This is a genomic window from Gemelliphila sp. 1F1 (genome assembly GCF_056897515.1).
In genome coordinates this window covers 82922-96546 of the sequence record NZ_JBXHBE010000006.1, presented here as the reverse complement: position 1 = coordinate 96546, position 13625 = coordinate 82922, and the positions used below count along the sequence as shown (strand labels likewise).

At 26.8% G+C, this 13625-nt stretch carries 16 protein-coding genes and 1 tRNA gene; 16 read left to right on the top strand and 1 reads right to left on the bottom strand.

Annotated features, from left to right (window positions below):
- Positions 1 to 60 precede the first annotated feature (60 nt).
- A complete protein-coding gene (locus tag AC1XWJ_RS06695) occupies positions 61 to 1686 on the bottom strand; it encodes a PTS transporter subunit EIIC (protein ID WP_483335112.1) in 1626 nt (541 codons plus the stop codon).
- Positions 1687 to 2112: 426 nt separating this feature from the next.
- On the opposite strand from AC1XWJ_RS06695, the gene AC1XWJ_RS06690 reads away from it, so the two are divergent.
- From AC1XWJ_RS06690 to AC1XWJ_RS06615, 16 genes are all read left to right on the top strand, one after another.
- Positions 2113 to 2195, top strand: a tRNA-Leu gene (locus AC1XWJ_RS06690).
- A gap of 521 nt (positions 2196 to 2716) precedes the next feature.
- A complete protein-coding gene (locus AC1XWJ_RS06685) occupies positions 2717 to 3943 on the top strand; it encodes a Fic family protein (RefSeq protein WP_483335111.1) in 1227 nt (408 codons plus the stop codon).
- 119 nt (positions 3944 to 4062) lie between these two features.
- Positions 4063 to 5256 (top strand): FRG domain-containing protein, encoded by a 1194-nt coding sequence (locus AC1XWJ_RS06680; RefSeq protein ID WP_483335110.1) that lies wholly within the window; start codon positions 4063 to 4065, stop codon positions 5254 to 5256.
- A 254-nt stretch (positions 5257 to 5510) separates the two neighbouring features.
- On the top strand, positions 5511 to 5912 hold the full coding sequence (gene spxA, locus AC1XWJ_RS06675) for a transcriptional regulator SpxA (RefSeq protein ID WP_483335109.1): 402 nt from the start codon (positions 5511 to 5513) through the stop codon (positions 5910 to 5912).
- A 92-nt stretch (positions 5913 to 6004) separates the two neighbouring features.
- On the top strand, positions 6005 to 6883 hold the full coding sequence (locus AC1XWJ_RS06670) for a CvfB family protein (protein ID WP_483335108.1): 879 nt from the start codon (positions 6005 to 6007) through the stop codon (positions 6881 to 6883).
- A 2-nt stretch (positions 6884 to 6885) separates the two neighbouring features.
- A complete protein-coding gene (locus tag AC1XWJ_RS06665) occupies positions 6886 to 7167 on the top strand; it encodes a hypothetical protein (RefSeq protein WP_483335107.1) in 282 nt (93 codons plus the stop codon).
- Positions 7168 to 7179: 12 nt separating this feature from the next.
- Positions 7180 to 8094 (top strand): ribonuclease Z, encoded by a 915-nt coding sequence (gene rnz / locus AC1XWJ_RS06660; protein WP_483335106.1) that lies wholly within the window; start codon positions 7180 to 7182, stop codon positions 8092 to 8094.
- Between the two features lie 14 nt (positions 8095 to 8108).
- Positions 8109 to 8654, top strand: coding sequence for an NUDIX domain-containing protein (locus AC1XWJ_RS06655; protein WP_483335105.1), 546 nt, complete (start codon positions 8109 to 8111; stop codon positions 8652 to 8654).
- 5 nt (positions 8655 to 8659) lie between these two features.
- Entirely contained in the window at positions 8660 to 9103 is a 444-nt protein-coding gene (locus tag AC1XWJ_RS06650; RefSeq protein WP_483335104.1) for a Fur family transcriptional regulator, read from the top strand.
- A gap of 2 nt (positions 9104 to 9105) precedes the next feature.
- Positions 9106 to 9558: a hypothetical protein gene (locus tag AC1XWJ_RS06645; RefSeq protein WP_483335103.1), complete on the top strand. Its 453-nt coding sequence runs from the start codon at positions 9106 to 9108 to the stop codon at positions 9556 to 9558.
- 196 nt (positions 9559 to 9754) lie between these two features.
- On the top strand, positions 9755 to 9925 hold the full coding sequence (locus AC1XWJ_RS06640; RefSeq protein WP_483335102.1) for a hypothetical protein: 171 nt from the start codon (positions 9755 to 9757) through the stop codon (positions 9923 to 9925).
- Positions 9916 to 10509 (top strand): GNAT family acetyltransferase, encoded by a 594-nt coding sequence (locus AC1XWJ_RS06635; protein ID WP_483335101.1) that lies wholly within the window; start codon positions 9916 to 9918, stop codon positions 10507 to 10509. The genes AC1XWJ_RS06640 and AC1XWJ_RS06635 overlap by 10 nt, the downstream gene beginning before the upstream one ends.
- Before the next feature lie 289 nt (positions 10510 to 10798).
- Entirely contained in the window at positions 10799 to 11512 is a 714-nt protein-coding gene (locus AC1XWJ_RS06630; RefSeq protein WP_483335100.1) for a prepilin peptidase, read from the top strand.
- Entirely contained in the window at positions 11506 to 12279 is a 774-nt protein-coding gene (radC, locus tag AC1XWJ_RS06625) for a RadC family protein (protein ID WP_483335099.1), read from the top strand. Before AC1XWJ_RS06630 ends, radC begins: the two co-directional genes overlap by 7 nt.
- 73 nt (positions 12280 to 12352) lie before the next feature.
- Positions 12353 to 12790 (top strand): GNAT family N-acetyltransferase, encoded by a 438-nt coding sequence (locus tag AC1XWJ_RS06620; RefSeq protein WP_483335098.1) that lies wholly within the window; start codon positions 12353 to 12355, stop codon positions 12788 to 12790.
- Positions 12791 to 12982: 192 nt separating this feature from the next.
- Entirely contained in the window at positions 12983 to 13546 is a 564-nt protein-coding gene (locus tag AC1XWJ_RS06615) for a GNAT family N-acetyltransferase (protein WP_483335097.1), read from the top strand.
- Positions 13547 to 13625 lie beyond the last annotated feature (79 nt).

The window sequence follows — 13625 nt, the reverse complement described above, 5'->3', positions numbered from 1 at the left end:
TATCATAGTATTTAGTATATAAAAAATAGCTGACATAATTATATGTCAACTATTTTAAATCTATTTGTTATTTTCCCAGTAATCTTCCAGTTCAGTTTTTATTACAGATACTTTAGGTCCATAAATAACTTGAACTCCATTACCGACTTTGACAACTCCAAGAGAACCTGATTGTTTTAACATATCTTCTTTTACTAATTCAGGATCTTTGACTGTTGTTCTTAATCTCGTTGCGCAAGCATCAATGCCAGTAAGATTATCTAATCCACCTAAACCTTCAGTTATTAGTGATATTTGGTCACTAGCAGAAGTTTTCGTATTAATGTTATTTGCACCTTGTTTATCCAAGTAATCTTGTTTTGAATGAAGTTTTACATCGTCATTGTCATCTTCACGTCCAGGAGTTTTAAGATTTAATCTTGTAATTAAGAATCTGAAAATGAAGTAATATAAGAAGAAATAAATAATTCCTACTGGGATAATGTATAGCCAGCTAGTTTTTGAATGTCCTTGTAAAATTCCGAATAAGAATAAATCTAGGAATCCACCAGAGAATGTTAGCCCGACAGCTATATTTAGTATGTGAGCTATCATATAGGCAGCACCAGCTAATATTACTTGTACTACGAATAAGATAGGAGCAACGAATAAGAATGAAAACTCTATTGGCTCAGTAATACCTGTCAACATAGAAGTTAACGCTGCAGATAATAATAATCCTCCAGCAACTTTCTTCTTATTATCTTTGGCTGTGTGGTACATTGCTAACGCAGCTCCCGGTAACCCAAAAATCATAAAGATAAACTCTCCAGAGAAATATCTAGTAGCATCTGCGCTAAAGTGAGTTGTATTAGGATTAGCTAATTGAGCGAAGAAAATATTTTGTCCACCTTGAACAAGTTTTCCAGCAACTTCCATTGTTCCACCAAGACCAGTTTGCCAGAATGGCATATAAAATACGTGATGCAATCCAAATGGTATTAAAGCACGTTTGATAATACCAAATATAAATGTACCAAATACTCCAGTTTTAGTTACTAATCCACCAGTAGCATAAATACCATTTTGAATAGATGGCCATATATAATACATAAGAATTCCAACAAAAACAAAAACTATTGTAGAAATTATCGGAATAAATCTACTACCGCCGAAGAACGATAGAGCATTAGGTAATTGAATTTTATAAAATTTATTGTGCAAATATGCAACACCTAGACCAACAATAATACCTCCAAATACTCCCATTTCTAACGATTGAATACCAACAGTAGTTGTAATAGTTCCCTCTAAAACATCTTTTGCGACAGTTCCGTCAGCAAGTATTTTGTTATGAGTTACTAACATAGCATTGATAGAAGTATGCATTACAAAAAATGCAATCATTGCTGACAATGCAGCAACTTCTTTTTCTTTTTGAGCCATACCAATAGCTACTCCCACTGCAAAAATAAGTGGTAAAGTACCGAATATTGCACTACCGGCATTACTCATAACTGTTAATATTATATTCAAAAATGTTCCTGATCCTAAAATACTTTCTAATCCGTATTGGGTAATAGTAGTCTGATTAGTGAATGATGCCCCAACACCAAGAAGAAGACCAGCAACAGGCAATACAGCAACAGGAAGCATAAAAGATCTACCGACACGTTGCAGTATTCCAAAAAATTTACTGTCTTTCATTATAAGTCCTCCTTAATAAAAATATTGTCAAAAAAATAAAAAGACAAGATAAATTATAAGAAAAAATAAAATGTTTGTCAATGTTTAAATAGCTACAAAAAGCACAATTAAAGCGATTTATAAATAATAATAATATCAAAAACGAACAGCAAAAAAAGTACATTGATTAAGAAACGTTACCAATACACATATAATAACTATTATTTACAGGTATAGTTATTATATCATTAAGATAATATTGTTTATTTCTAATATTTGGAAGTATAAATTAAAGTTAATATATTTTTTCAAAGTTATAGTAGTTGCTAGAAAGTTTTAGAGAACACTCTTATCTTAATATCTAGCAGTTAAATTTATGATTAATATTTTTACTAATAATTATTGATTTTATAAAAGATATATGTTATTATATTAAAGTAATATTTAGCCAGTATGGCGGAATTGGCAGACGCGCTGGACTCAAAATCCAGTGTCCTTTGGACGTGTCGGTTCGACCCCGACTACTGGTATTACTTAGCAAGGTTTTGACCTTGCTTTTTTTGTTTTTTAACATGAATAGCAAATATAAAAATTGCTACAAATAAAAAAAGCCTTCTCGAAAGAAGACTTTAAAAAAGAAGTAATGTAAGGGGCAAATCCCTCTTACACTTTAAAGTATATCATATTTAGTAGAAAAATGGAATATATATTATTGTGTTTCTTGATATGTTTAGTATCTTTTTACTTTATAAATATACTAAAAAATTATCAAATAAAATTGCTACTACATTATATGGAAGAAATTAGAAAAAAATTGTATATAAACAGCTAGAATTTTGTGCAAATATTGATGAAATCTGATGTTGAAAGGATAGTTTGATAAAGAATTATTTAATATTATTGTTAAAAATGTTCAATAATAGTTTTTTATTGCAATATATCTTATTTAATATTATAATTATTCTTAAAATAAGCATTTTGTTAATAATTAATTGAATAATATAAATATTTATTTTTAAAATACATAATTTAAAAAGAAAGAGTGAATGATATGGAATCTATATATGACAAATATCATAAAATAAATAATATAGAAGAAATTTATAAAAATAGAATAAACAATGAATTAGTAGTCAAACTAAATCTAAAAATAACTCCGATGAAACAAGGAAAAAGTTATCATCTATACTATTTGCCAGAAATAAAACATACTAATCTTCTAGCGGAAATTTATAAAAATGATCAAAAATTAATAAATCTTAACTATAGTTTGCCTCAAATAGCGTACAATAGTTTTATGGAAGATACGTTATTAGAAGAGTTGTATATAACTAATGAGATAGAAGGTGTTAGAAGTAGTAGAAAAGAAATATATACTGCTATGGAGCATAAGGAGAAAAATAGTGGTAAGAAAATTCGTTTTAAAAGTTTGATAAACTCTTATAGAAACTTGCTATCGGGTAAACTTAAATTACCGGAAAGTGTAGGGGATATACGAAAGATATACGATTTTATAGTAGATGATGAGATTTCTTCTGATAACCAAATTGACGGAAAATTATTTAGATTAGAAGAAGTAGAAGTGACAAAACAAAGTGGAACTGGAAAAGTAATTCATAAAGGTATCCTAGGTGAAAATAAAATTATTATAGCTATAAATGAATTGCTTAATTTTCTGGGAAAAGAGGAAATAAACTTAATAATTAAGTTAGCAATCTTTCATTACTATTTTGGGTATATTCATCCTTTTTATGATGGAAATGGAAGAACTGCTAGATTTATAACAAGTTTGTATTTAGAAAAAGAACTTAGTCTATTAACAGCAATTTCATTATCCACAGGAATTTTAATGAACAACAAAAATTATTTCTTATCTTTTGAAAAGACAAATAGTTTCAAAAATTATGGAGAATTAAATGGTTTTATAACTATGTTTTTGGAAGTAATATTAAGTGGTCAGAAGAAATTGCTAGATAGATTAATAGAGAAAAAAGAGTTATTAGAAATTGCAGAGAAAAAAATAAAAAATGATTTTGAAAATTCTACACAACAAAAAATTGTCTATGTATTTGCTCAACAAACTCTTTTCGGCTATAACAAAGAAGTTGTAAGGTCAGAGTTGTGTGACTTCTTGACGAAAACTAATAATATTAGTAAAAATGAGGTAATGAGGGGAATAGATATATTATTATCCAAAGGAATTATTGAACAAACAGCCAAAAGACCAGTCAAATTTAAAATAAAAGATGGTTACTTGTTAACTAATGATTTATTATAAATATTTATTTGTTGACATAACGATAATCTTTTATTATAAATTGATTCTAAAAAAAATATATAAGGAGAATATAAATGATAAAACAAAAAACAATAAAAAAAGTATCATAATTTGTTGAGTTGTGCATAAAACTAAAAAATGATAGTGATAAAAATATATATTTTAGAGGAGAAAATCAAGAATTTTCACATCGTATTCCTGGAATATTTAGGTCTCAAAAAAATGATAATACAACAGAGTTTATTTATAGAGACTTAATAAAATATGGAACTAAATCATATTATTTAGATTTGTTTGAAAAGTTAGGATGGGAGTATGATAAATATTTTTTAAAATTAACAGATTTACAGCATTATGGAGCAGTAACAAATATTTTAGATATTACTTTAACTCCATTGGTATCTCTATTTTTTGCATGTTTAGGAGGAGAAGGACATGATGGTAAAGTATATGTATATGAGCCTAATAATGAGTTTTGTGAGAAAAGGTATTCGGGGCATACTGTATCACTGATAACTGCTCTTAATTTTATGGATAGAGAAAAAATTGAACGATTTTTGTATATTTTTGATTATTTGAAAAAGATTATTCCTGAAAATTCTTCGCAAGCATTATGTTTATCTCGTACAAATACATCTGAGGTAATAACTTCATTGTTGAAAAAAAACTTTAAACAAACCATTACTCAAGCAAACATTGAAGAATATGGTGAAGAAAAATTTACAGAAGCATTTAAAAAATTAGATATAAAGAACATGCAAGAACAAGTAGCTATAGTAAAAACGGAAAAGGAAGCTAAAGAAGAAATAGTTGAGTTTATGGAACAATGCTTTAAAAAGGATTATTATATTAATTATTTAAAAACGAAATATGATGATGCAGAATTTAGAATAAATATTTATCAAGATTATATGTTAGAAAAATTACGTGAGGAATTAGAAAGTTTTTTAATAGCTTTAAATGATGCATTGGTAAAATCTGAGGTTTTTAAATATCCTTATGCTATTTACGAAGATATTAAAAAAAGCTATATCGTTAAAACTATAAAAATTAATGAGAGAATAAAAAATCAACAAGGAGCATTTATTATACCTGGTTATATTTCCACAAAAGGAAAAAGAACTGAGCAAATACAATATGATATAAATAACTCTATTAATGATAGTATTAAAACTATATCAATTATAACAATACCAAGTGATAAAAAAATAGATATTTTAAAAGAATTAAGATATCTAGGATTTGATGAAGGATTTATTTATCCAGATATAAAACATATAGCGAAATCAGTTTTGGAAAAATATAAAGATTAGATATTAATTGTTATAATGTGACTGTAATAAAATGTTAATTAAAAATAATAAAAAACAAGTTTTTTCTTTTATATCTCCATTATAATAATAACGTACTTCTTAAAGCGTTTTGGCAATATTTCTGTTAAACCTTAACAAAATTATTAAACTATATTTTATAATCATATTGCAAAAATAATAACAGTATAGTATAATGTAGTAGTATAGGTAGGTATGAAAATATAAGTTATTTTTATAGAGGAGTGTGATTGTCGATGGTAGTTACATTATTTACGTCGCCTAGTTGTACTTCTTGTAGAAAAGCGAGAGCTTGGCTTGTGGAAAATAATATAGAATTTTTAGAGAGAAATATTTTCTCGGAACCACTAACGATAGAAGAAATAAAAAATATATTAGCCATAACAGAATATGGTACAGAAGATATAATATCGTTTAGATCGAAAACATTTCAAAAGTTGAATATAGATATTGATACAATGTCATTACAAGAATTATACAAGGTAATTCAAGATAACCCAGGTATGCTAAGAAGACCTATTATTGTTGATAATAAAAGGTTACAAGTAGGGTATAACGAGGATGAAATAAGGAGATTTTTGCCTAAAGAAGTTAGGATAAATCAATTAAAAGAGATTAAAAATAGAGTAATTAAGTAATTGTATATTAGTTTGAGCTGTGATGCTTTGAATATATGTGAGGTTGATATTTTTAAGTCAGCCTTTTTATTTTAGAAAGAAAGAGAGAATAGATGAAAAAAGAAGATAAATTTATAACGGGAGAAGTACATTTTTTGACTTTTGTAGAAAAGCGTAGTTCATCATTAGTTTTTGAGACGGAGGATGGTCTTGAAGTTAATTGTAATGAGTCGGATGTTAGTAATATAGATGATTATCAAACAGGCGAAGAGTATTCTATGTTTGTATATCCGTCTAGAAGTGGCAAGTTGTTTGCAACTCCTAATATTCCTGATGTTTTGTACGGAGATTATGGATTTAGTAAGGTTGTCAAGGTTAGTAATGATGGGGTAGGCCTTGATATAGGATTTTCTAGAGAAATTTTGTTAGTTGCAGAGGATTTACCGAAGTTACGAAGTGTGTGGCCAAAAGAAGGGGACGAACTTTTTATAACTTTACGAAGAGATTATGAGGGGCAACTTTATGCAAGGTTGGCTAGTGAAACTATTGTCCAAAGCATGTATACGGAAGCTAGTAAAGACTTGTTTAACAAAGAGGTAGAAGCTTATCCTTATAGACTTATGAAAGTTGGAACGTTCTTGCTTACAAAAGATGGATATAAGATTTTTGTACACGAATCAGAGAGAATCAAAGAGCCTAGATTAGGTGAGTTGGTAACTGTTCGTATAATAGGTGTTAAAGATAATGGTGAGTTAAATGGTTCTTTCTTGCCTAGGGCACACGAGAGAATAGATGATGATAGTCAGACTATACTTGATTATATTAATAACAATAATGGTTATTGTGATTTTACAGATAAGTCATCGCCAGAAGAGATAAAAGCGGTGTTTGGTATGAGTAAGGGTAGCTTTAAGAAAGCAGTAGGACGTTTGTTTAAAAATAAAAAAATAACGATTGAACAAGACGGATTGTATATAAGAAAGGGGCACTAATTATGAAAAAGACAACATTGGATAAAGATATTTTGTTAGGTGGTATAGTTGCAGAAAATGATAATTATCAGGTAGTCCATATGAATTTAAAGAGTGGTAATCAAACTGATAATTATAGCAACGATAGAGATATTATAATATTTAATATTTCAGGAAAAATTACTGTTGCTACTGAAGATACTGTTGAAATGTTGAATTCTTTTGAAATGTTAGAGATAGAGAAGAATAATATGCATGTTATTACTTGTCTTCAAGATGCACAAGTAATTGTATTAAAAGTATAATAGGTATAGTTAATGAGAGTACATTTCTTAGGAACGGGTGCAGGGCTACCATCAAAATATAGAAATACGCAAAGTATAGTTTTTAATTTTATGCAAGAATTAAAAGAGTGTTGGATGTTTGATTGTGGGGAAGCAAGTCAGCACAAAATTATGAGTACAAATATAAAACCAGCGAAAATAAGTAGAATATTTATTAGTCATTTTCACGGTGATCATATTTTGGGCTTGATAGGTTTCTTATCATCACGAAGTTTTCTTTTGAATAAGGAAGAGTTACCTCTTACTATATATGGACCAAAGGGTATCCAAGAATTTGTTGAATTTAATATTAAGATGACTAACTCTAGTTTGAATTATCCTATTTATTATGTTGAATATGACGATAATGAGACAATTTTTGAAAATAGTGATGTTAAGGTAGATGTTCTTTCTTTGGAACATACGATAAAGTGTTACGGTTTTAAGATAATTTTCAAAAATAAAAAAGGAACTCTCTTGGTAGATAAGTTAAGAGAAATAGGGATAGAGCCTGGACCTTTTTATCGAAGTATTAAAGAGCAAGAAATTTTTGTTTATAATAATGTAGAGTATAGGTCTAAGGAATTTTTGGGCGAAGATAAGGCTTCTAAATGTATTGTAATAATACCTGATACTTGTTATTTTGATGATTTATTGGATTTTATTTGGGATGCTAATATATTAATAACAGAGTGTACATATTTAGAAGAGAACGAATATGACTTGGCACGAAAATATAAGCATATAAATATATTAGATGTGTATAATTTTGTAAAATTAAAAAATTTTGATAAAATATATTTAACGCATATTAGTTCACGATACGATAAGGTTACTGTTGATAGAATAAAAAATAATTTGCCAAGTAATGTTATGGTAGTTAGTGATTTAGATGAATATAGTATATAGTTGAGAGGTATTATATGAGTTTAGAAGAAAAAACTATAAAAAAAGAAACTGTTTTTAAAGGTAAAATTTTGAATGTAGAAGTTCACGATGTAGAACTTCCTGATGGTACAATGTCTAAGAGAGAAATTTTGAAACATAACGGGGCTGTTGCTGTTCTTGCAGTTACATCTGAAAAGGAAGTTTTGTTAGTAGAGCAGTACAGAAAAGCAGCTGAACAAACTACTTTGGAAATTCCAGCAGGAAAGCTAGATTTAGGAGAGAATCCTTTAGAATGTGCAGTCAGAGAATTAAAAGAAGAAACAGGATATTCTGTTGCAAAAGAAAGTTTTTCTAAAATATATGATACGCACGTCGCAATAGGTTATAGTTCGGAGCTAATATCAATATATTTTGTTGATAATGTTGATAGTTCTAGTCTTGGAGAGTTGGATCTTGACGATGATGAATTTTTGAATGTAAAGAGATATTCTTTAGATGAAGTATATGCTATGTTAGACAAGAATATAATAACTGATAGTAAAACTATAATAGCTTTAGAATGGTTAAGGAGAAAGGGATAGCGATTATGTCTATTTATGATAATATAATATCTACTATTCAACAATCTGCATATAAACTTACTCCACAAAGAGAAACAATAGTAAAGATATTGGTAGACAACAAAGATGAGCATCTAAGTGCAGAGGAATTATATTTTATTTTAAAAAATATTAATCCCGAAATAGGGCTAGCTACTGTATATAGAACGTTGGATATATTTTATGACTTAAAGATTTTGGAGAAGATTACATTTGGGAATGGTATATCAAAATATCATCTTCGCCAAAAGTTAGATAATGGGACGCATCATCATTTAATTTGTACTAAGTGTCATAATATTACTACAATTTCTAATGTTATTTTTAATAAATTAATACAATATGTAAATAGTGAGTATAATTTTGAAATTCAAGATGATACTATTGCTATATACGGTACGTGTAAAAATTGTAAAGAAGAGAATATATAATTATGAATTTAACAAAACTAGAAAAATTTTTATTATTCGTAGCTAACTCAATATACTTTCTTTATATTATTTTTTCTATAATTTGGATAAGAAGTTTTCGAGAGTATGCTAGTACTGATTATTTAAGAGTTAGATTAGTTGATCAAATTCGAGAGCAGACTAAATTAACTATGGATAGTGCCAATGTCTCAACTAAAGATATGAATTACATATTTGAAGTTATGGGGAAATTATCATATTTGTATATAGCTGTTTTTGTTTTATTGTTAATAATAGTAATATTCTTGCAGCTAAAATCTACAAATTTATATTTGTTTGGTTTTGTACTGTTAGTTTATTCTGTGGCAATATTAATATTTACTCTTGGAATTTTGTTTATTAGTTGTATAATTTACTTTTTTGTAGGATTAAAATTAATAATTCAAGCTAAAGAACGAAGTATAAAAACTTTATAAATTAACATAAATAATATTTGTTATTAAGTAAAATAATTAATTATAATACGAGAAGTGATTTGAAAATCATTTCTCGTTTTTTTTGTTCATACAGCTTTATTTATTTTATTATCAAATTATTTGCTTTTGTTCTTAATGTATAGTACTATGTAATAAAGGTAGGATATTTATTAAAAATTTATTTGGAGGTTTTATTATGGCTACAAAATCATTTACTACAGATTTAAAGTTCAATAAAAAAGATGTAGATAATTTGTTAAAAGCCTTGAATAACGACAAAGAAGCTAATACAACAAACATTAAGGCTGATATTACAGAAGATAAGAGTGTTATAAGGTCAATTATGAAAGGAATTAAATGTCGTTAAAAATCATAGGTTTACAAAGTTTTTTGGATGCATACGAAGAAGACGAAGTAAGAGAGTTATTACAAACATTTAAAAGTATTCCTATTGATAACGGAAAAAAAGTTAACGATGTGGAATACTTTTTGCATTATAAAGCGATTGATTTTGAAAAAGCTGCTATTGCAACAACCCATCTTGTTTTTAAAGAATTAGTGTTAATTGGATATTTTTCATTAGCTAATAAACAACTATATATTAATAGTGAACAATATAATAGGCTAAGTAATAGTAAAAAGAAACAATTATGTAAAAAGGGTGATAAAAGAGAAAATGGGAGCTATATTATAAATAGTTACTTAATAGGGCAATTGGGCAGAAATTTTTCCAAAGCTGCTTTAGAGTTTGATATATCTGGTCAAGATATATTAACGTTAGCATATAATACCTTATTGAAAGTTAAGAAGTTGGTTAGTGCCAGGTACGTTTGGTTAGAATGTATTGATAACGAAAAGTTAATAAAATTTTATAAAAAATTTGGTTTTGATTTGATAGAAGAATTTACTTCAAGGAATAATTTGAAAGTGTTAATTAAAAAATTAAAATAATTTTACTAGTTTAAATAATTTGTACAATCTCTAATTAAATTTTAATATTTATTATTATAAAACCTATTAAAAAGTATGTTGTATTGAATTAACTAAAATTTTGATTATGTGCATCTTAATTAGAACACGAAAAATGACTTAAAAATCATTTTTCGTGTTTTTTATTTTTAAAAAAGTATGAGTAGTAGATTAAAATATTTTTTATTTTAATTCTTTTTTTATTTGACTAATATATTTTGTATATACTACAATATAATTAGCTTAGTAATTAGTAAGGGCGGGGAGTATTATGATTTATTTTAATGCGATACTTTTTGTATTAATGGCAAGTTTTGTTAAATGTATCGTTGACAGTAAAATTAATAAAGATTTTTTTGTTAGGAGAAGTAGATGTACTAATTGTCATACTAATCTATCATTTTTTGATTTAATTCCATTTTTTAGTTATCTGTTTTTACGAGGGAAATGTAGGTATTGTAGTAATAAAATACCGATTACCATTTTTTTATACGAATTATCATCTGTTATAGTTGCTCTCGTTTATATTTTTACATACAATCACGTTTTTTTAATAAATTATATAGATTATTGGATAGTATTAATTTTAATTTTTATCGCAATAGAAGATATTAATACTTATGAAATAAATGTCAAATTACAACTTATTTTATTACTAATCTTAGTAATCAATTTTTTCTGCAATTTCAATATTCAACAAATTATTATATTTTTTATATTAACATTATTTTTTAACATAATTTATTTATTAACTAGAGAAGGAATAGGCTACGGAGATATAAAGTTATTTTCTAGTTTATCACTATCATTGTCATTAATTGAAGGGGTATATTTATTTGCTTATACGTTTGTATATGCAGGCTTTGTAGCTCTTTATTTAATCATAGTAAAAAAGGAAAGCAAAGGATATAAAGTAGCATTAGCACCTTATATTTGTTTGGCGTATATTACAGTACTTTTGCAAAAGGAGATAAGTTTATGGTAATAGGTAGAAATATTAAGAGTTTTAAATATGAAGATAGACCTAGAGAAAAATTGAAAAAATACGGAGCAGCTAATTTAAGTAATAAAGAATTATTAGCTATTATGTTAAGAACAGGTACAAAGAATATTAATGTAATAGAATTGGCAGATAATATTTTGGAAGATATTGGTGGTATTAACAATTTAAGAAATGTTACTTATAATGAATTAGTTAAGCATAAAGGTATAGGTCATGTAAAGGCAATAGATATTTTGGCAAGTATAGAGTTTGTAAGGCGTATTTTTACAGAAGATATTACTAATAAAATTACTTGCAATAGTCCGGAAATAGTAGCTAACTATTTGCGTTATAAATTACAAGAATTAAAGCAAGAAGTATTTTTGGTTATAGATTTAGATGTGAAAGGTAGAATAATAGAGGAAAGAGAAGTATTTAGAGGAAGTTTGGATATGTCATTGGTTCATCCTAGGGAAGTGTTCAAAAATTCAATAAAAAACAGTGCTGCTAGTATTATATGTGTTCATAATCATCCGTCTGGCGATGCAACGCCGTCATCAGAAGATGTAACTACTACATATAAATTATTAAACGTAGGAAATTTGTTAGGTATAGAGGTTTTAGATCATATAGTAGTTGCAAAAACTGGGTATTGCAGTCTAAGAAAAGTCTTAAATATTTTAGAGAGTGATAATATAACAGAAGAAAATTTTTCTGGAAAGTATTTAAAAAATATTATTAATAAATATAAATTAGTGAAAACATATTAATAATAATTAGTGCATTGTATGATATAATTTTTGTAGATAATATGAAAATTACTATATTGTTAAGGAGTTATATATGATTGAATTAAAAAATATAAATAGTAATAATTTAGAAGATTGTTTTTCGCTAAAAGTTTCTGTTATAGACAAAAATTATGTTGATGATGTTGGCTACTCTTTTGCAGAGGCTTGGCTTGACCATCAAAATTACCGTTTGTTTGCAATTAATTTACAAAATAAAGTTATTGGTTTTGTTTCTCTTTATATAGGAGAAAATCATTATCAAATAATAAATTTTTTGATTGATGACTCTTTCCAAAATAAAGGATACGGAAGACAAGCGGCTAAGTTAGTTATTAATTACTTGATAACAGAATTTGATGCTAAGATGATTTCTCTGCCAGTATATCAATATAACGAGCGAGCTATAAATTTTTGGCAGAAATTAGGTTTTTCTATTTCGGATAATATCGAAGATGATTATATTTGGTTGAGGTTAAGAGTAGGGGACTAATATAAATATACCTTTTATTACTTTCGAAATATTTATAATTATTAATTTATAAACTTTTTTCTTGTGTTTCTTATTTATATAGAAAAATTTTGTTTGTATAAATTTATTAAACTAATAATAGAATAAAGTAAAATTTTTTGATATACTTAATCCTATATTAAATAATTATATTCAAGAAAGGTGTTGTTGATTATGAATAAATTAGATACAATATTAATCGAGACAGATAGATTAATTCTAAGACCATTAAAAGTAGATGATGCAGTAGAAATGTTTAATAATTGGGCATCAGATGAACTAGCAACGATGTATATGCCTTGGGATAGACATACTGAAATAAGTGTTACTATTGAATATTTAAAAATGTTAGAAGAGCAGTATAAAACTGAAAAAATATATAATTGGGGAATAGTGATTAAAGAAGAAAATATACTAATAGGTACTATAACTTTTGTAGGATTATCTGAAAGACATAGAGTTGCGGAAATAGGATATATAATAGGAAGTAATTGGTGGGGAAATGGATATGTAGTAGAAGCTGGGAAAGCACTCTTAAATTATGGATTTCATAAATTAGGATTAAATCGTATAGAGGCTATTTATCACGTTGAAAACACATCATCTGGTAGAGTACTGGAAAAATTAGGAATGAAATACGAAGGTACTATGAGAGAATGTAGGCTTGTAAAAGGAGAATTTATTTCAGTTAAGCAATATTCTATTTTAAAAAATGAATATATAGATGATAGTAAATAAAGCTATGCTTATTGGTTTATTGATGTTATTGTTAGCGTATTTACAGTTAATTAATCGTGTTTAGATATTAACTTTCTAT